16 protein-coding genes and 1 tRNA gene are annotated in these 18,339 nt (G+C 68.6%); 3 read left to right on the top strand and 14 right to left on the bottom strand.

All coding sequences use genetic code 11. From position 1 onward, the window contains the following. Positions 1–42 precede the first annotated feature (42 nt). The 3 genes from ACVOK1_RS08805 to ACVOK1_RS08795 all read right to left on the bottom strand — a co-directional run bounded on the left by ACVOK1_RS08805 (position 43) and on the right by ACVOK1_RS08795 (position 4,295). Positions 43–2,730 carry a protein kinase domain-containing protein gene (locus ACVOK1_RS08805; RefSeq protein ID WP_481561781.1) on the bottom strand — a complete coding sequence of 896 codons (2,688 nt, stop codon included), beginning with the start codon at positions 2,728–2,730 and terminating at the stop codon, positions 43–45. Continuing rightward, the gene (locus ACVOK1_RS08800) at positions 2,727–3,329 is read right to left on the bottom strand and encodes an ECF-type sigma factor (protein ID WP_481561780.1); all 603 of its coding nucleotides are present in this window, start codon (positions 3,327–3,329) and stop codon (positions 2,727–2,729) included. The genes ACVOK1_RS08805 and ACVOK1_RS08800 overlap by 4 nt, the downstream gene beginning before the upstream one ends. A 102-nt stretch (positions 3,330–3,431) precedes the next feature. Then, entirely contained in the window at positions 3,432–4,295 is an 864-nt protein-coding gene (locus ACVOK1_RS08795; RefSeq protein ID WP_481561779.1) for a DMT family transporter, read from the bottom strand. Between the two features lie 132 nt (positions 4,296–4,427). Here ACVOK1_RS08795 and ACVOK1_RS08790 point away from each other — a divergent pair, with 132 nt between their 5' ends. After that, positions 4,428–5,807 (top strand): aminotransferase-like domain-containing protein, encoded by a 1,380-nt coding sequence (locus tag ACVOK1_RS08790; protein ID WP_481561778.1) that lies wholly within the window; start codon positions 4,428–4,430, stop codon positions 5,805–5,807. 59 nt (positions 5,808–5,866) lie between these two features. Beyond that, positions 5,867–6,541 carry a class I SAM-dependent methyltransferase gene (locus ACVOK1_RS08785; protein WP_481561777.1) on the top strand — a complete coding sequence of 225 codons (675 nt, stop codon included), beginning with the start codon at positions 5,867–5,869 and terminating at the stop codon, positions 6,539–6,541. A 50-nt stretch (positions 6,542–6,591) separates the two neighbouring features. Here the strand turns inward: ACVOK1_RS08785 and smqnr are convergent, their stop codons facing one another. The 5 genes from smqnr to ACVOK1_RS08760 form a co-directional block, all read right to left on the bottom strand. Further along, positions 6,592–7,239, bottom strand: coding sequence for a SmQnr family pentapeptide repeat protein (gene smqnr, locus ACVOK1_RS08780; protein ID WP_481561776.1), 648 nt, complete (start codon positions 7,237–7,239; stop codon positions 6,592–6,594). Positions 7,240–7,358: 119 nt separating this feature from the next. Continuing rightward, positions 7,359–8,864 carry a PepSY domain-containing protein gene (locus ACVOK1_RS08775; RefSeq protein ID WP_481561775.1) on the bottom strand — a complete coding sequence of 502 codons (1,506 nt, stop codon included), beginning with the start codon at positions 8,862–8,864 and terminating at the stop codon, positions 7,359–7,361. An 11-nt stretch (positions 8,865–8,875) separates the two neighbouring features. Next, entirely contained in the window at positions 8,876–11,011 is a 2,136-nt protein-coding gene (locus ACVOK1_RS08770; RefSeq protein WP_481561774.1) for a TonB-dependent receptor, read from the bottom strand. Between the two features lie 252 nt (positions 11,012–11,263). Next, positions 11,264–11,707 (bottom strand): DUF2946 family protein, encoded by a 444-nt coding sequence (locus ACVOK1_RS08765; protein ID WP_481561773.1) that lies wholly within the window; start codon positions 11,705–11,707, stop codon positions 11,264–11,266. Between the two features lie 249 nt (positions 11,708–11,956). After that, the gene (locus tag ACVOK1_RS08760; RefSeq protein WP_481561772.1) at positions 11,957–12,337 is read right to left on the bottom strand and encodes a tautomerase family protein; all 381 of its coding nucleotides are present in this window, start codon (positions 12,335–12,337) and stop codon (positions 11,957–11,959) included. A gap of 521 nt (positions 12,338–12,858) precedes the next feature. Between ACVOK1_RS08760 and ACVOK1_RS08755 the strand changes: the two genes are divergently transcribed. Continuing rightward, positions 12,859–13,263: a hypothetical protein gene (locus ACVOK1_RS08755; RefSeq protein ID WP_481561771.1), complete on the top strand. Its 405-nt coding sequence runs from the start codon at positions 12,859–12,861 to the stop codon at positions 13,261–13,263. An 82-nt stretch (positions 13,264–13,345) separates the two neighbouring features. On the opposite strand, the gene ACVOK1_RS08750 is transcribed toward ACVOK1_RS08755, so the two are convergent. The 6 genes from ACVOK1_RS08750 to ACVOK1_RS08725 form a co-directional block, all read right to left on the bottom strand. After that, positions 13,346–13,420: transfer RNA gene (locus tag ACVOK1_RS08750), tRNA-Val, on the bottom strand. Between the two features lie 170 nt (positions 13,421–13,590). Continuing rightward, the gene (locus ACVOK1_RS08745; RefSeq protein WP_079220849.1) at positions 13,591–13,944 is read right to left on the bottom strand and encodes a PilZ domain-containing protein; all 354 of its coding nucleotides are present in this window, start codon (positions 13,942–13,944) and stop codon (positions 13,591–13,593) included. Then, positions 13,941–14,897 (bottom strand): DNA polymerase III subunit delta', encoded by a 957-nt coding sequence (locus ACVOK1_RS08740; RefSeq protein ID WP_481561770.1) that lies wholly within the window; start codon positions 14,895–14,897, stop codon positions 13,941–13,943. The genes ACVOK1_RS08745 and ACVOK1_RS08740 overlap by 4 nt, the downstream gene beginning before the upstream one ends. After that, positions 14,894–15,559: a dTMP kinase gene (gene tmk, locus ACVOK1_RS08735; RefSeq protein ID WP_481561769.1), complete on the bottom strand. Its 666-nt coding sequence runs from the start codon at positions 15,557–15,559 to the stop codon at positions 14,894–14,896. The genes ACVOK1_RS08740 and tmk overlap by 4 nt, the downstream gene beginning before the upstream one ends. Next, complete coding sequence (gene mltG, locus ACVOK1_RS08730) at positions 15,556–16,617, bottom strand: endolytic transglycosylase MltG (RefSeq protein ID WP_481561768.1); 1,062 nt, start codon at positions 16,615–16,617, stop codon at positions 15,556–15,558. The genes tmk and mltG overlap by 4 nt, the downstream gene beginning before the upstream one ends. Positions 16,618–16,844: 227 nt before the next feature. Then, positions 16,845–18,209: an aminodeoxychorismate synthase component I gene (locus ACVOK1_RS08725; RefSeq protein ID WP_481561766.1), complete on the bottom strand. Its 1,365-nt coding sequence runs from the start codon at positions 18,207–18,209 to the stop codon at positions 16,845–16,847. Positions 18,210–18,339: the final 130 nt, after the last annotated feature.

Here is an 18,339-nt window from a genome sequence, read left to right as displayed (position 1 = left end):
GCGTATGCCTGTCATGGAACAACCGGAGAAACCGCACGCAACCTATCGCGCCCCGGCCACCTTCGCATTGCCCAGCTGCGCATCCAGGGCCGCCGCGCGCAGCAGGAACTCCGATTGCGGCGAAAGACCGACCAGCTGCGGACGCGCGCGCTGCAGCTGGGCCGTTGCCGATGCCACATCGCCGGCCTGCAGCAGGCTCTCCGCGTAGGGAATGCGCCACTTGGCCGTGGCCGTGGAATCGGCGCCGTAGAAGCCCTCGAAGGTGGCCACCACGGTCGCCCAACGCGCGGCGGCATCACGGTCGCCACCGCGCTGGGCCAGCAATGCGGCCTGCATCTGCTGGCGCAGCGCCAGGCTCGGCACCGGCGAGGGATTGCGTCGATCGAACGCGGCCAGCGCTTCGCGCGCCTCGGCGATGCGTCCGGCGCGGGTCAGCCACTCCAGCTCCACCAGTTCCAGCATCACCAGCTGCTGTGAATCGGCCGCCAGGGTCCGCCGCCACACCTCGCCGACTTCGCGGAGCAGCGGCTCGGCATCGTCGGTGCGGTCGGCGCGCATCAGCAGCCGTGCCAACACCATCTGCACGTCCAGGCTGCGCGGATGCTGGTTGCCCAGCAGGCGCTGGTGCAGCGCCAGCGTCTGCCGGTAGCCCCGCTCGGCCGTGGCGAGGTCACCGCGCGCCTCCTCCATGATCGCCCGGCCGTAGATCATGTCGGCGTAGGCCAGGCTGTCGGCACCGTCCACGCGGACGCTGGTGGCGATGGCCGCATCGAAGTGCTGCTGCGATTCGCTGTAGCGGCCCAGATCGAGGTACTGGCCGGCCAGCGCCGCTTCGGCCGCAGCCGTGTAGCTGCTGCCGGTACCGAACAGCTGGCGGGTGATGGCGAAGGTCTCTTCGGCCAGGCGCATCGCCTCGTCGGCACGCCCCTGCGCCAGCAGCGTGTAGACCAGCGATCGCAGCACACGCAGGCGGGCCGGCCCATGCAGGGGCGACGCAACGCCACCGATGGCGGCAGCTTCGCGCAGCGTCTGCTCGGACAGCGGCAGCTTGCCCTGCGCCCGGTACAGCGTGCCCAGGTTGGACAGCGTGGTCATCAGGCCAGCGTCGGATGCCACGCCGGTGCCGTGCCGGGCGAGCGCCAGCGCTTCTGCATAGGCAGCGGCGGCTTCATCGAAATCCTCGCGGCTGGCGTGGGCGCGCCCCACGGCATTGAGCAGGTCGATGCGCACGCCGGGTTCATCGTCGTCCTCCAGCAGCGCCAGCCCGCGGCGTGCTCCCTGCAGCGCGGCATCCTGCTGGCCGTCCTCCACCTGCAGCAGGGCGCGGGCCGCCTCAGCCGCGGCAATCTCGTGCGGTGGCGCAGCGGCGTCACGCAGGCCAAGCACGGCGCTCTGCAGCAGCGCGCCGGCTTCGCGCGGCTGGCCCAGGTTGCGGTAGGCGCGGCCGAGTGCGGCCTGCAGCCGCGCACGCACCAGCGGCGAGGCGGACATGTCCTGGTCGATCCGCAGCGCACCGAGATCGAGGACCTCGCGCGCCGTCATCGGGCGGTCACCGCGGATGCCCGGCTCCGCCGAATCGAACGCTGCCACCAGCAGATCGGCGATGCCGGAGGCGGCCGCCGCGTTCTCTTCGGCGCGGGCGCGGGCATCGCCGATGCGCTGCACGAAGCCCACCGCCATCAGCAGCGCACAGGCCGCCACGGCGCAGGCGCGCCATTGCCGGCGCAGGAACAGCCGTGCGCGCCGCACGCGGCTGGGGCGCAGCGCACGCACCGGGCGATGCTGCTGGAAACGGATCACGTCTTCGGCCAGCGCATCCACCGATGCGTAACGATCGGCGGCGACCGGCGCGCGCGCGCGCGCGGCCACGGCCATCAGGTCGCCATCCAGGCGCACGGCCGGCCCACCCAGCGCCAGCAGTTCGTCGAGCATCACCCCGAGGCTGTAGATGTCATCGGCCACCGCCGCCGGGCGTCCCGAGCGCCGCTCCGGACTGGTGTAGCGCGGCGTGGCGTAGGCGCCCACCTCGCTGCTGCCGTCACTCATCAACCGCGAGATGCCGAAATCCAGCAGCACCGGCTCGTCATCGCTGCGCACCAGCACGTTGGCCGGCTTGATGTCGCAGTGGATCACGCCCTGCGCGTGTGCGGCCTGCACCGCGCGGCAGACCTTGCAGAACAGGCCCAGCACCCCCGTCAGGGTGATGTCCGGCGAGCGGCAGGCCTCATCCAGGCGCTGCCCATCGATGAATTCCATCACCAGGTAGGGCTGGTCGGCGCCCGCACGGCCCACGTCATAGAGGTGGGCGATATTGGGGTGCTGCAGGTCGGCCAGGATCTGGCTCTCCGCCTGCAGCCGCTCCGCCAGCGCGGGATCCAGGCTGCGGCGCATCACCTTGATCGCCACCTGGCGGCGATACAGCTGGTCGGCACGCTCGGCCAGGAAGACCCGGCCCATGCCGCCGGCCGCGAGCAGCCGCACCAGCCGCCAAGGCCCGATCAGCTGCCCCACCTGGATGTCATCTGCATCCAGCGAGGCGAGCACCTTGTCAATCGAACCCTGCATGCCGCCCAGTGCCTGGGTCTGTGCGCGCAGCAGGGCCAGTGTCTCGTGCACCAGCGCAGGGTCGCCGGTCAGGGCATGCAGCTCGCTCTCCCACAGGGGCTCAGGCAGTTCGCAGACCGAATCGAACAGCGCGCGGACCGCGCCCCAGTCCACCGCGTCGTTCATACACCGTCATCCCGTGAAGGCATGCCACCCAGGTGGCGCTTGAGCCAGGCCTTGGCGAAGCGCAGGTCGCGATCGACGGTCGGCACCGAGACGCCCTGTGCCGCGGCGATTTCCTCGCGGCGCATGCCGCCGAAGTACATCCACTCGATCGTGGAACTGGCGCGTGCATCGACATCGGCCAAGGCCAGCAGTGCCGCATCGAGGGCCAGCACGTCCACGGCATCCTGGTCGTCCACGCCTTCGCGGTCCGCGTGTTCCAGGGTGAGATGCAGCTGGTCGCCACCACGTTTGGCCGCACCCATCGCACGTGCGTGGTCGACCATGACGCTGCGCATCTTCAGCGCCGCCAAGGCCAGGAAGTGCACACGATCGTTGTAGGCGGTGCCGGGGTCGAGCATGCGCATCAGCGCCTCGTTCACCAGCATGGTCGGCTGCAGCAGGCCGGGCGAATCACCGCTCAGCCGCACCGCGGCCATGCCACGCAGCTGTGCGTACAGCATCTGCAGCAGGCGATCGCGCGCGGACAGATCGTTGCCCGTGCTCCAGCGCTTCAGCAGCGTGGTGACGCCATCGTCGGCAGGCGATCCGGAAACCGTCATCTACATCGCGATCCATGCCCTGGTAGAGACCGCATTATTGCCCATGGCGGGCCAAAATCGACATCGCAGGCCGACACACAGCGTGCCAAGGGACCGCCGCGGTCATCGACTAAAGCGGCGCGCTCCCGCCACGCAGGCCACTGCCGCCAGGGTCACCAGCAGCATGCCGGCGCTGACCGTTTCATGCAGCAGCAGCGCCGCCAGCGCCAGGCCGAAGAACGGCTGCAGCAGCTGCAGCTGGCCGACGGCCGCAATGCCGCCCTGGGCCAGCCCGCGGTACCAGAACAGGAAGCCGACCAGCATGCTGAATACCGCCACGTAGCCCAGTGCCCACCAGGCCGGTGCGCCGATGGCTCCCAAAGAGGCCGGGCGCATCACCACCGTCAGCGGCAGCATCACCGGCAACGCCAGCAGCAGCGCCCAGCTGATCACCTGCCAGCCGCCCAGATGCCGGGCCAGGCGCCCGCCCTCGGCGTAACCGAGTCCGCAGACCACGATGGCTGCCAGCATCAGCAGATCGGCCTGCAGCGAGGCCTCGATGCCGTTGCGTGCCGCGTAGCCGACCACGCAGGCACTGCCCAACAGCGAGAACAGCCAGAACGCCGGCCGTGGCCGCTCACCACCGCGCAGCACGCCGAACAGCGCGGTGCTGAGCGGCAGCAGGCCGACGAAGACGATGGTGTGGGCCGACGACGCGTGGCGCAGGGCCAGCGCAGTCAGCAACGGGAAACCCACCACCACGCCCAGGCTGACCATCGCCAGGCCGGGCAGGTCCGCGCGCGCCGGCCGTGGCTGCCGCAGGGCCAGCAGCAGGACCAGGCCGAGCACGGCGGCGATGCTGGCGCGCGCGGCGGTGACGAAGCCGGCATCCAGCTCCAGCACCGCCAAGCGCGTGGCCGGCAGCGAGCCGGCAAAGATCACCACACCGATGAAGCCGTTGATCCACCCACGTGCCGACCGTTCCACGCCGATATCCGTTGCGATGGGCCACATCCGGCCCGGGCAGCCATTGGGCCATTGCCGCACGCCTGCACCCAGCTACAATCCAGTACAGTCGCAAGTAACTGTACTGGTCACACTTCCCACACAGTCGCCGCCATGTCCCGATCCCCCAGCCGTATCGACAGCGTCATCCATGCCGTGCGCACGCGCATCGCCGCACGCCAGGATGGACCCGGCGCGCGCCTGCCCTCGGTGCGCGCACAGGCGGCGACCATGGGCGTTTCGGTGTCCACCGTGGTCGAGGCCTACGAGCGGCTGGCGGCCGAAGGCGTGATCGCCGCGCGCGCCGGCTCGGGGTTCTACGTGGCCGGGCCGCTGCCGCCGCTGGCCCTGGCGGCGATCGAGCCACGCCAGGATCGCGCGGTGGATCCGCTATGGGTGTCGCGGCAATCGCTGGAAACGCCGGCCGAACACCTCAAGCCCGGCTGCGGCTGGATGCCCAGCGAGTGGCTGTACCAGGACGGCCTGCGCCGCGGCCTGCGTCGGATGGCGCGTGCCGAGCCTTCAGCACTCACCGACTACGCCAGCCCGCTCGGGCTGCCGTCGCTGCGCCAGTCGCTGCAGCGGCGCGCGGCCGGGCTCGGCATCGAGGTGCCGCTGGACCAGGTGCTGCTGGCCGAATCGGGCACGCATGCGGTGGACCTGGTCTGCCGCCTGCTGCTGAAGCCGGGCGACAGCGTGCTGGTCGACGATCCCAGCTACTTCAACTACCACGCGTTGCTGAAGGCGCACCAGGTGCAGGCCATCGGCGTGCCGTACACGCACAGCGGGCCGGATCTGGACGCGTTCGCGGCGGCCCTGCAGGCGCACGCGCCGCGGCTGTACATCACCAACTCCGGCCTGCACAACCCGACCGGCGCGGTGCTGTCGGCAGCCACCGCACACCGGCTGCTGGGCCTGGCCGAACGCAGCGGGATGACCATCGTCGAGGACGACATCTTCGCCGACTTCGAGCTGCGCCCTGCCCCGCGCCTGGCCGCACTGGACGGGCTGTCACGGGTGATCCACGTGGGCAGCTTCTCCAAGACCGTCTCGGCCGCGTCGCGCTGTGGCTACATCGCTGCGCGCGCGGACTGGATCGACGCACTGGTCGACCTGAAACTGGCCACCAGCTTCGGCGGCGGCCACCTGGCCGCGCACCTGATGCAGATTGCGCTGACCGACAGCGGCTACCGCCGGCACATGCAGGCCATCCGCGCGCGCCTGGCCGATGCCCGCAAGCACACCCTGCGTCAGGTGCAGCGCCTGGGCATCACGCCGTGGCTGGTGCCTGAAGCCGGCTTGTTCCTGTGGTGCCAGCTGCCCGATGGCCGCGATGCCGCCACGCTGGCCCGGCACTGCCTGCGCGAAGGCGTGGTGGTGGCGCCGGGCAATGCCTTCAGCCAGTCGCAGCGCGTGGCCGACTATGTGCGCTTCAACGTGTCGCAGTGCCAGGCCCCCCGCATCTGGCAGGTGCTGGCGCGGGCGCTGCGCTGAAGCAGCGCTTGACGAGCGCGCTACAGTGGAATGTCACCACTGCCGCAGGAACGCACGCCATGTCGACCTTCGAAGACCCGCAGGCCGTCGCCCGCTACGCCGAGGGCCCGCTGCGGCAGGTGCCGGGCTTCCTGGCACTGCAGCAGATGAGTCAGCTGCTGCTGGCCGAACATGTGCCGCTCGAAGGACGTGTGCTGGTGCTGGGCGCCGGTGGCGGGCTGGAGCTGAAGGCCTTCGCCGAAGCGCATCCGGGGTGGCGCCTGCTGGGCGTGGATCCGGCCGCGCCGATGCTGGCGCTCGCGAAGCAGATCTTGGGACCGCTGATGACGCAGGTGGAGCTGCTGGAGGGCTACATCGACGATGCGCCGGACGTTCGTTTCGACGGCGCCAGCTGCCTGCTGACCCTGCACTTCCTCGATGCCAGCCAGCGCCTGCACACGCTGCGCGAGCTGCACCGCCGCCTGCGCCCGGGTGCACCGCTGGTGGTGGCCCACCACAGCGTACCGGCCGACGATGCGGGCAAGCGCCGCTGGCTGCAGCGCTACGTCGCCTTTGCCGAGGCGTCGGGTGTGGCGCACGCCGATGCACAGCGCACCATCGAGGTCATGATCGAGCGGTTGCCGCTGCAGTCCCCCGAACAGGAAGTGGCGCTGCTGCAGCAGGCCGGTTTCGAGGGCGTGGAGCTGTTCTACGCCGGCTTCAGTTTCAAGGGGTGGGTGGCGTACGCATCGTAGAGTCGAGCTTGCTCGACTGCTGTTCGCGGATCAGTCAAGCAAGCTCGACTCTACGGCACCACGGTGATGCCGATGCGTTGCGTCAACAGCGCCACCTGCTGCACATCCAGCCGTGCGCCACGCAGGTTGACCACGCGCAGGTCCAGGTCACCCAGCTCCGAGCCGGTCAGGTCGCAATCGGTGAAGTTGGCACTGCTCCAGTCGATGCCCTCGAACTGGCCGGCCGACAGATCCGAACCGGCGAAACTCGCGCCGCTGAGGTTGGCACCGTCCCAGCGGTTTTCCCACAGCTCGCACTTCTCCAGCGTCACCCGCGAGAAGTTGGCGTAGCGCAGGTTCGATTTCTTGATGAAGGCACTGCAGAACCAGGTGCGCGTGGTGATCTGGTTCATGAAGCTGGCGTTGCTGAAATCGGCGCCCTGCGCGCGGCACTCGCTGATTTCCAGGCCCAGCGCCTTGATGAAGTTGAAGTGGCACATGCTGATGTCGCAGCTGCGGAAGCTGGCTTCCTTCAGCGTGGCGCCATTGAAGCGGCAGCCGGTGCGGCTTTCGGCGTCATAGAAGCTGCAGTTCACGAACTCGGTGGCAGTCAGGTCGGCACCGGAAAAGTCACATCCGTGGAACTGCTGGTCGACCACTTTCTGGCCGGCGTACTGGTCGCCGGTGATGCGCAGCGCGCGGTGGATGCTGGGGGACATCTGGATTTCCATGTCACGGTTGCCCGACATGATGCCGGGCAAACGGGGTCTTCCGTAAGCGGCCGCGCCGTGAGGTTCACCGGCAGTCCAGCCGTGCTGTGTACAAAGCACAGCCGAAGTCAGTGTCGACGGCGCCGCAACTTCATCCGCAGGCGACGGTAGCCGATCACCACACCGGTGGCGCACAGCCCCGCACCCGCCACGCTCAACAGCAGCAGCACGCCCAGCCGCGTGTTCTCCTGCCGCAGCATGCCCGGCAGGTCCCAGCTGTGCAGGAAGTAGAACAGCCAACGGCCGACCCGCTCGCGATGGCCCAGGGTCAGCAGCGGATCGCCGGTCGCCAGATCGAAGTACACACGCGTGGCGTGCGCATCGCCGAAATCAGCCACTGCCACCGGGAAGCGCCGCACGGCCGCACCGTTCATCGCCTCGGGGGCGCGCGGGTAGAAGTACGCATCGGGCGTGCGCAGGATCGAGAACCCACGCAGTGGCGCCGAACCCATCACCTGCGCGTGCTGCTGCAGCCACGCGGTCGGCAGGGTCTGGGCGACCCGCAGCTGCCCCTCTGCCTGCGAAACGATGCGGGTACCGCCCTGCCCGTCCAGCAGCACCGCGAACAGCTCACCGCCGATACGACGCCATTGGATTTCCACCGGTGCGAAGCCTTCGCTCGACGCTGCCGCGAGCAAGGCCTGCGGCTGCGCCACGGCGGTATCCAGCGCCACCGTCGCACCGCGATAGCGCGCGGCATCCACGGCACCTGCCGTAGTGCTGAACACCTGCAGCGGGTTCATCGACATCAGCCCGCTGAAGATCCAGGTGAACACGAAGGCGCAGGCCATCAGGCCGACCAGATGATGCCAGCGCATCCATGGCTCCACGTAGGGCGTCTTCGCACCCGAGCGGTAGCGGCCACGGAAGCGCCAGCGCCACACGCCCACCACGATGCCGCTGATGGCCGCCACCGTGCACAGCGCGGACAGCACGATCACCACCCACGTCCACACCGGGTCCACCGACTGCATGCGCAGGAAGTACAGCCAGTGCAGCCACGCACCGACGTAGTTCCAGCGCTGCTGGTGGTACGGCGCATCCAGCACCACTTCGCCGGTGCGCGAGGAAACGTACAGGCTGCCGGGCTGGCGGCCGCCCACCTCCACCTTGTACAGCGGCCGATGCGCGTCCAGCCCACGCGAATGCGTCCAGCGATCCTCGTCCACGCGCACCGCACCCGGGAACGCCGGGCCACCAGCAAACGTCGCCGCCGACAGTTCGGCGCGCTGCGCAGACACCGGCAGCAGCGCGTGGCCGGTCTCTGCCGACCACGCGCCAACTTGGGTACCGCTGCGCACCACGTAGGCCGGCTCGCCGCGCAGCGTGGTCAACGCCACGCTTTCCGGCTCGGCCTGCACCGCCTTGGGCAGCACCGGCAGGCCCTGCGGCACACGTGTGCCATCAAGCACCGGCAACGCGGCCAGCCGCTCGCCCGGGGTCAACTTCGGGTAGCCGATGAACAGCATCACCATGCCGCTGACGAACCACAGCAGCATTAACAGGCAGCCACCGATGCCCAGCCATCGGTGCAGCAGGTAGGTCCAGCGCTTGGCGGTGGATCGCAGCGACATCAGCTACATCCTCAGAAGCGATGGTCGACGGTGAACTCGACGCGGCGGTCCGCGCCCAGCAGCCACTGCGTGCTGGTGTAGTACGCCGTCGCGTAGTACGCCTTGTCGAACACATTGAACAAACGCGCGCTCACCCGCGTGCGCGGCGCCGCCTGCCAGGTCAGGGCCAGGTCGGTGGTGCTGTAGCCCGGCAGTTCCAGCGTGTTGGCGTTGTCCGCATAACGCTTGCCGACATAGCGCGCGCCACCGGCCACGGTCCAGTCCGGCAGGAACTGCCAGCTCAGCCACACGTTGGCCATCCGCTCGGCCACGTTCGGCGGCACGTTGCCATCGCGCGAGACCACCACCGCCGGCGAGCCGGTGGTTTCCAGGAAGTCCTCGAATTCGGCCTTCAGCACCGTGGCATTCGCATCCAGCGACCAGTGCGGTGCGAACGCCCAGTTCAACGATGCCTCGATACCACGCGAGGTCTGCGCGCCCACCTGCACGCGGCGATCGGGCTGCAGCGGATCACGGCTGAGCAGGCCGGTCTTGCGGATGCGGTACGCCGCCAGCGTCCACTCGCCGCCATCGAAGGCCTGCTTCATGCCCACCTCGAACTGCCGGCCCTTGGCCGGGTCGAACGCACCGTTGGCCGGGCTGATCATCAGCAGGCCACTGACCGGATCGGCCGCCTGCGAATACTGCGCGTAGAGGCTCAAAGTCGGCCGCAGCGCGAATACCGTGCCCGCGCGCCAGCCGGTGCTGCTGTAGGTCTTGGAGAACGCTGCCGCGCCGCTGATCAGATCGGTGCGGTCGATGGTGGCGCGGTCATGGCGCAGCCCACCCAGCACCGACCAGCGTTCACTCAGCGTCAGGTGGTCTTCGGCAAACAACGCGTACTGCTCGGCACTGTTGCGGTAGCGCGGCAGGTTCGGCGCATCGCTGGCGAACTCGCCCGGCACCGGATGAAACGGATCGACCGGCCCGGAGCTGCCTGCGTAGATGTTGTTGGTGTGCTTGAAGTGCGCGCGGTTGGCATCCAGGCCCACCGCGAAGCTGTTGGCCAGCCCGCCCACCTGCCCCTGCACGCGCAGCGTCGAGGTCAGCCCGGTCTGGTCCTGGTTGTGGGTGATCTGCGTGTTGTCCGAGCGATCAATCAGGCCCGTCGCATCGTTGTAGACATAGGCCTCGGCATTGCGCCAGTCGCGCTGGCTGTCGATCTGATAGACACGCGTGCGCCATTCGACGTTCGCGGTCGGCGTCCACAGCGCATCCAGCTGGGTCCAGCGGTCGCGGAAGCGGATCTCGCTGTCGGCCACGTTGTAGTTGCGATGACGCAGCGCATCCAGCTGCTGACCATCCACCAGCGGCGTGCCGAAGTAGCGCATCGGCTGCTGGTAGCCCTGCGCATGGGTCAGGGTCAGCTGCAGGTCCGTGCGCGGCTGCCACAGCAGCGCGCCGGAGAACGTCGCATCGTTGTTGCGGCCGCGATCGACCCAACCACCGCTGTAATTGCCGCTCACGTCCACGCGGTAGGCCAGCTCCGGCGTCAGCGCACCACCGCTGCCGAAGCCCAGGCGCGCGGTGTCCTCGCTGCCCACGGTCACGCTGATCTCGTTCTCGATGGCACCGCGCGTCGGCTTCTTCGGCACGATGTTGATGACCCCGCCAATGGCACCGTCGCCATGGATGACCGAAGCCGGGCCGCGCAGCACTTCGATGCGCTCGATGGACCAGGTATCGAACGGGAAAGTGACGCCTACCCCGCCGTACTGGCGCAGGCCGTCGTACAGGCGCATCACCGACGCGCCATCGGTGAAGCCGCGGCTGGACAGCGCGCTGAGGCCGTTGCCCGGGTGCGGCATCGCAGTGATCGCACCCGCGCGGCTGATCGCATCGTTGAGGTTGCTGTCGCCGCGCTGTTCCAGCTGGTCGCGGTCGATGACGGTGAGTGCGGCCGGCGTCTGCAGCACGCTCAGGCCAAGAGCGGAGCCCGCGCTGGGCACGGCCGACAGTTCGCCATGGCGGGTATCGACCACGCGCACGGTGTCCAGGGTGGTGGGGTCTGCGGCATCGGCGCGGGCCGGTGCGGTGTACAGGGCGCAGGCGCACAGCGCCGGCAGCGTCGCCCAGCGCAGGGCAACGACGTTCGGGTTCGTTTTCATGTTTCCACGGCATGCAATGCCGCCCCATCAATGGGAGCAGCAGAAAGAAAGTCGCACGCGAGTGCACCGGGTCATACCCGGCAGCTTCAACCGAATCGGTAGCGCCGGGCCATGCCCGGCGGCCTCAACCAGATCGATAACACCGGACCATGCCCGGCGTCTTCAACCAGATCGATATCACCGGACCATGCCCGGCGGCCTCAACCAGATCGGTAGCGCCGGGCCATGCCCGGCGGCTTTCGCGTGCGCGGCTTAGCCAGCGAACGCCAGCGGCGGCCCACGCGCGCCCAGTGTTCCGCGCAGCCGCGAGGGCAGCGCTCTGACAGATCCCGCCAATGCCCGGCACACCGGCGCCAAAGGCACCAGCAGCAGGAACGCCGCCACCAGCAAGGTGATCAGGCGTGCCGCGATCAGGCAGTACTCGCAGTCCACGCCCATTTCATGCTCGGCGTGTGGATCGACCGCCGGCTTGGCGGCGGTCTCGCCGTGCGCCATCGCCATCGCGTGGTGGTCGTGGTGCCCTTCCATCGCGTGCTGCGCGTGTTCGGCGTGCGCGCCGTGGTCCATGGCGCCGTGATCCATGGCGCCGTGATCCATCGCGCCATGATCCATGTCCGCCATCACGGGCGCGACGGCTGGCGCCGGCCCATGGGCCATCCAGCGGCTCACCAGCGGGGCAAGCAGCACCAGCAGCATGGCAAGCCATGCCAGGGTCTGGAACCGGCGGTGGAATCGGGGGCGACGCACCCGCCCATTCTACGGCGCGGCGGCCAACCCTGGACCACGTTCAGGGTTTTGCCCCTGCGACACGGTGACGCAGGGACCAGACTCGGGCCACGCCGATGAAATCGCCCCCTCGGCGTGGACGCGCTACCCCACCAACGACTGATCCGCGGCGAATCCAGTAGATCCACGCCATGCGTGGATGCTCTTGCTCGTGGCAAATCAACTCACGTACTGCGCCACGCCATTCCCGAACGACCAGTTCTCCGGCTTCACTTCCACCAGATTGATGAACACGTCCTCGCGGCGGACGCCCACCGCCTCATGCAGGCCATTGGCAATGCCGAGGTAGAGCGCCTTCTTCTGCTCCTGCGTGCGCCCCTCGCTCCAGGTGATCTGCACGCAGATGAAGTCATCGGTGCGGGCCACGCCCAGGTAGCCGGGGTCGAAGACGAGGGTGCCGGCCTCGTGTTCCTGGAAGACCTGGAAGCGGTCGTTTTCCGGAACACCCACCGCGCGCAGGGCCTGGTAGATGGCCTCCCCCACGCGCTGCAGATAATCGGCGGATTTACCTTTGCGAAGATCGATACGGGCGAGCGGCATGATGGGACTCCAGAGCCAGAGGGGACAACCGTGGGCCGAGACTACGCCTGCCGGGATCGGCGACACAGCGCATGGATGGAACGTCTGCTTTCATCCATGGCACGTTCGCCCGGGGCTGCGCCGGGTGACGTGATTGCCACCTGCCGGGGCCGTGTAATTGCACGGCTTGGTTCAGGTAGCGCGGCTGGCTACGCCATGGATGCTGGTACACCGTCGTGGCTAACGTTGTTGCAACTTTCCTCACTGACTTCCGTGTTTGCGCGAATCGATGATCGCCTCGCCAAGGCAGATTGCCTTGGTCGGGATTGGCGTCTCGAATAAACGAATAGGCTCACAGGAAGTTGCGATCTTGGTCGCAGCAAAGAGAATGCACCGACTGCCTTCAATGGCGGGCGGTGCGTGGGGATCGCAGGATCCGCCAGGCCTTTTCTCCCTGTGAGCTTTTCTGCCTTGGTACGCCAACCCGCACCGTCCGCCACCTTCGCTTCCGAAGGTGGCTCTACGCCAGTGAGGGTTTCGCCATGAGCAATCGAACCGCATCCCACCCACGCCTGCACGCCCTCATCGGCGACATCGCCAAGGACGTGCCCGAAGACCTCGCGCGTGAGATCGAGTGCGCATTGAAAGAACAGAATCTGCCCGTGCAGGCACCCACGTTCTTCGCCTGTCTCGATGCCATTCGCAAAGGTGATGGTGCAGATGGTCAGCCATGTCACGCCCGCCGGCTCGGCGCCGGCAATCACGCATCACTCAGTCGCTCGCTGGCGGGGCTCAGCGCGCTGCTCGATCTTCTGCAGGCCGCAGACCGTGCGCGCGTCGAAGGTGTGCCGGAGGAACAGTTGGGCAACTTCCACACCGATGGTTTGATCGTGGCGGCGCGGCAACTGGTGCGCGAGGCAAACCACTGTCTGGCAGGTTCCGCATGACGATGCGCCAATACGGCATCTGTACGGAATCGCGGGCAACAAAAAAGCCCCCATTGCTGGAGGCTTCTTTCGTTCTGCAACATGGTGGGCGGTACAGGGATCGAACCTGTGACCCTTGCCGTGTGAAGGCAATGCTCTACCGCTGAGCTAACCGCCCGGTGTGTTGCTGAGCCGCTCATTATAGGGGCTTTTCAGAGGCCGTCAACAGTTTTTCACATTTCTGTTCACGGGCCTTTTCGAGGCCTGCAGCCGAGCATGGCTCGGCTCTACTGGACAGCGGTTCACGGGTGTTTCGAGGGGCGTCGCCGGGCATGGCCCGGCGCTACCTCACATCGTGTGCGTCGGCTTGTCCGAGCTGGTCAGGCCGGCCAGCAGGGTCTCGATCTTGTGGCGCACGTTCTCGCCTTCCTGGCCGTCGGCCAACTGCACGCCGATGCCGGCCACGCGGTTGCCCTGTGCGCCGGCCGGGGTCACCCAGATCACCTTGCCGGCCACCGGCAGGCGCTCGCTGGAATCGGGCAGGGTCAGCAGCAGGAACACTTCGTCGCCCAGGAAGTAGCGCTTGGGCGTGGGCACGAAGATGCCGCCATTCTTCACGAATGGCATGTACGCGCTGTACAGCGCGGCTTTGTCCTTTACAGCCAGGGACAGGATGCCCTGGCGGGCGTTGCTGGCACTCATCGATTTCCCCTTGCGGCAGGCCGCTCGTTCACCTTGTTCCAGGCCAGCAGCAACTCGACCACCGCAAGGTCTGCACGCACGGTGGTGCGCAGCAGGTCGCGGGTGCGGTTGGCAGCATCGAACCAGGCTGCAAGCTTGTGCAATCGGTCCGGCGCGGTCAAGGCATCGGTGCTGGCCTGGGCCAGCGCCAGATCGGCGGCGAAGCGCAGGCGCAGCGCCGCGTTTTCATCACCGCACCACTTCTGCGCCAGCTCCACCGCGCCGGTCTTGCCGGCGGCCAGCTGTTCCAGCTCGCGGCCGACGTCGCGGCGCAGGCTCAAGCCGTCCTCGCGCAGCCAGTTGTCGGCCTGGCCGGGATGGCCGCGCGCCGCGTCCAGCGCTTCGCGCGCGGCCGCTTCGCTGTGGCCCTGCTGCTGCAGCCAGGCCATCGCTTCATCGCGCGGCGGCAGCTTGAATTCCAGGCGCTGGCAGCGGCTGCGCACGGTCTGCGGCAGACGCGCCGGGTCGCTGCTGATCAGCCACAGGTAGCGGCCGGGCTGCGGTTCTTCCAGGGTCTTCAGCAGCGCGTTGGCGGCCGAGCGGTTGATGGCATCGGCCGGGTCGACGATCACCACCTGCGCCACGCCGTACTGCGGGGTCAGTGCCAGCTTGTTGGTGATCTCGCGCACCTGCTCGATGACGATCTCGGTGCGCAGCTTGTCGCCGCTCTTGTTCGGAATGAAGCTGACCAGCTGCAGGTCCGGATGGGTACCGGCGGCGATCAGCTGGCGCGTGCGTGTGGCGTGCTCGGCATCGCCACGGGCCAGCACGTGGTCGGCCAGGGCCAGCGCCACTTCATGCTTGCCCAGCCCGGCCGGGCCGCAGATCAGCAGGCCATGGCCCAGTCGGTCGGCATCCAGCGCGGCCACGGTCTGGTCGAAGGCGCGCTGCTGCCAAGGTGAGAAGCTGCTCATGCGCCCTCCCCGGCCTGCAGCCAGCGCTCGACGCTGGCCACCACATCGGCGGCCACGCGTTCCTGCACCTGGCCGGCATCGATCAGGGCGAAGCGCTGCGGATCCTGCTGGGCGCGGCTGCGGAAGACCTGGCGCACTCGTTCGAAGAAATCGTCCTGCTCGCTTTCGATGCGGTCCGGCCACAGGTCGCGGCCATTGGCGCGGGCGCGGCCCACGGCCACGTCCACATCCAGCAGCAGGGTCAGGCCCGGCAGCAGGCCGACGGCGCGGCGCTCCAGGTCGGCAATCCACTGCGGGTCGAGGCCACGGCCACCGCCCTGGTAGGCGTAGCTGGAATCGGTGAAGCGATCACTCAGCACATAGGCGCCGCGCTGCAGTGCCGGCTGGATGACCTGGCGCACGTGCTGGGCGCGTGCGGCGAACACCAGCAGCAGCTCGGCTTCGGCACTGAGCGGTTCGGCAGCGATCTCGGCGTCGGGCTTCAGCACCAGGCCGCGGATGCGCTCGGCCAGCGGCGTACCGCCCGGCTCGCGGGTCAGCACGACCTCGTGGCCGTGGCGGCGCAGGCAATCGCGGATGGCGTTGATGGCGGTGGTCTTGCCCGCGCCCTCGCCGCCTTCCAGGCTGACGAAACGCGGGTGGCGAAGCAGCGCGGAACTCATTGCGCCGGGGTCTCCTTGGTACGTTGCTGGCGCAGCTGCTGCAGGTAGCGTGCTACGGCGGCGTTGTGCTGGTCCAGGCTGGGCGAGAACACGTGCGCGCCACTGCCATCGCCCACGGCGACGAAGTACAGCGCATCGCCGGCGGCCGGCTGTGCGGCGGCCATCAGCGCATCGCGGCTGGGCATGGCGATCGGGGTCGGGGTCAGGCCCGCACGGGTGTAGGTGTTGTAGGGCGTATCGGTAGTCAGGTCGCGGCGGCGGATGTTGCCGTCGTAGGCCGTACCGATGCCGTAGATGACGGTGGGATCGGTCTGCAGGCGCATGCCGATCTTCAGGCGGCGCATGAACACCCCGGCAATCTGCGGACGCTCGCTGGCCAGCGCGGTTTCCTTTTCGATGATCGAGGCGATCGTCAGCAGTTCATACGGGCTGTTGATCGGCAGGTCGGCAGCGCGGCTTTCCCAGGCCTCGTCCAGCGCCTTTTCCATCGCGGCATGGGCGCGCTTGAGCACGTCCATGTCACTGTCGCCGCGCTGGTAGACGTAGGTCTCCGGCAGGAAGCGGCCTTCCGGATGCTGGCCATCGAAGCCCAGGCGCTGCATCAGCGCGGCGTCATCCAGGGTATCGGTGGTGTGCAGCAGCGGCTCGGCGCGCTTCAGCGCGGCACGCACCTGGCGGATGTTCCAGCCCTCGACAATCGTGACCCGGTGCTGCAGCACCTTGCCGGCACGCATGCGCAGCAGCAGCTCGCGCGGGGTCAGGCTGTTGTCCAGCGCGTACTCGCCCACCTTCAGCTTGCCGGCGGCATCCAGCTGGCGGGCCAGCAGCTGCCACTGGGTGTCCTGGCCTTCGTCCACGCCGGCCTCGCGCAGCTTGCGCAGCACGCTGTTCATGCCATCGCCGCTGGCGATGACCACGCTCTCGGCGGACGGGGTGATGTGGCGGTCTGCGAACTGGCCCTGCTGGTAGAAGAACCACGCGCCCGCGCCGGCGAGGACGGCGCCCAGCACCACCACCAGCGTGACCACGAACAGACACCCGCGCTTGGCTCCCGCCATGGACTACCTCTGAATGCGATTCCGCCGTGCAGGATACCGTGCCGGGTGGTGTGGGGTCATGACCGGGGCGGCGTCTGCGTGCCGACCAACGGTCGGCACCTACCAGTAGAGCCACGCCATGCGTGGATGAACCGTCGGTAGCGCCGGGCCATGCCCGGTGGAGGCGTCCGTGCCGACCAACGGTCGGCACCCACCACAATCCATGACCGGCCCCACCGGGGATCCGGTTACCCCTGCTGGCCCAGCGCCCGCAGCAGGCCGCGGGCCTTGGCGCGGGTCTCGTCCAGTTCCTTGTCCGGGTCCGAGTCGACCACGATGCCGGCGCCGGTGCGGAAGCTCACTTCCTGCCCGTCCACTTCGGCGGTGCGGATGAGGATGTTCAGGTCCAGGTCGCCATCGCGGTTCAGCCAGCCGAAGGCGCCGGTGTAGGCGCCGCGTGGCACCTGTTCCAGCTCGCTGATGATCTGCATGCAGCGCACCTTGGGGCAGCCGGTGATGGTGCCGCCCGGGAAGGTCGCGGCGATCACTTCGCCCGGGGTGACCTCGGGGCGCAGGTGGCCGCTGACGTTGCTGACGATGTGGTGCACGTGGGCATAGCTTTCCACGGTCATCAGTTCATCGACGACCACAGTACCGGGCAGGCAGATGCGGCCCAGGTCGTTGCGCTCCAGGTCGATCAGCATCACGTGCTCGGCGCGCTCCTTGGGGTGGCCGACCAGCTCCTGGATGCGCGCGGCATCATCGTCGCCTTCAAAGCGCGGACGAGTGCCGGCAATCGGCCGGGTCTGCGCGTGGCCGGCATGCACCGACACCAGCCGCTCCGGCGAGGAGCTGACCACGTGGCGGCCATGCGCGGTGAACAGGCCGGCGAACGGTGCGGGATTGGCGCGGCGCAACTGCGCGTACAGCGCCTGCGGGCTGACCGGCGCGGCGAACTGCGCGCTCCAGCGCCGCGACAGGTTCACCTGGAACACGTCGCCGGCACGCAGGTACTCGATCACCCGGCGCACGCCGTCGGTGAAGCGCTGCGGCGCGTCCTCGCCCACCGACTGCGGCGGCTGCCAGCCCTGCCCTGCTTCGGGCAGCGCGGCGGTGGCCTGTGCCACCAGCGCGTCCAGCAGGGCCTGCTCGCCGGCTTCGGCGATGACGAAGCTGGCACCGTTCTCGTGGTCGTGCAGCAGCGCGGCCGGGCAGCGCAGGGCCAGCGCGGTCGGGCGGCCGTCATCGCGTGCGCGCGCCGGCAGCACGGTTTCGATCTGGCTGGCCACTTCGTAATCGAGCATCAGCGCCCAGCCACCGCGGAACGGCAGGCTGTGGCTGCCGTCATGCGGCAGGCGCACGGCCTGCCAGGCGCGGTCCAGCACCTGCAGGAAGCTGCCCGGCTGCACGACGTCGTGCTGGTCGCGCACTTGGCCGTCAGCGTCCAGCCGCAGGCAGTCGCCCTGCGCGGCCAGCAGCAGGCTCCAGCGGCCCTGGGCGGTGCCCGAGGCGGTGGATTCCATCAGCAGCGGGAAGCGCGCCGGGTCGTGCTGCTGCAGGGCCAGCAGGTCGATCGGGTGCGGCAGCGGGTGGATCAGCGGGGCGTGGGTCATGGCGGCCAGTTCGGGGGTTCAGATGCACGGAAGCCGCCTTGCGGCGGCTCCGTGTTGCTCCGGATGCCGACAGGTAGAGTCGACTGTCAGTCGACTGCTTTCCCATCAGCGATCATTGCGGCGGATCGAA

This window comes from Stenotrophomonas sp. STEN087, from assembly GCF_056759115.1.
This window is presented reverse-complemented; position numbering and strand designations above follow the sequence as displayed.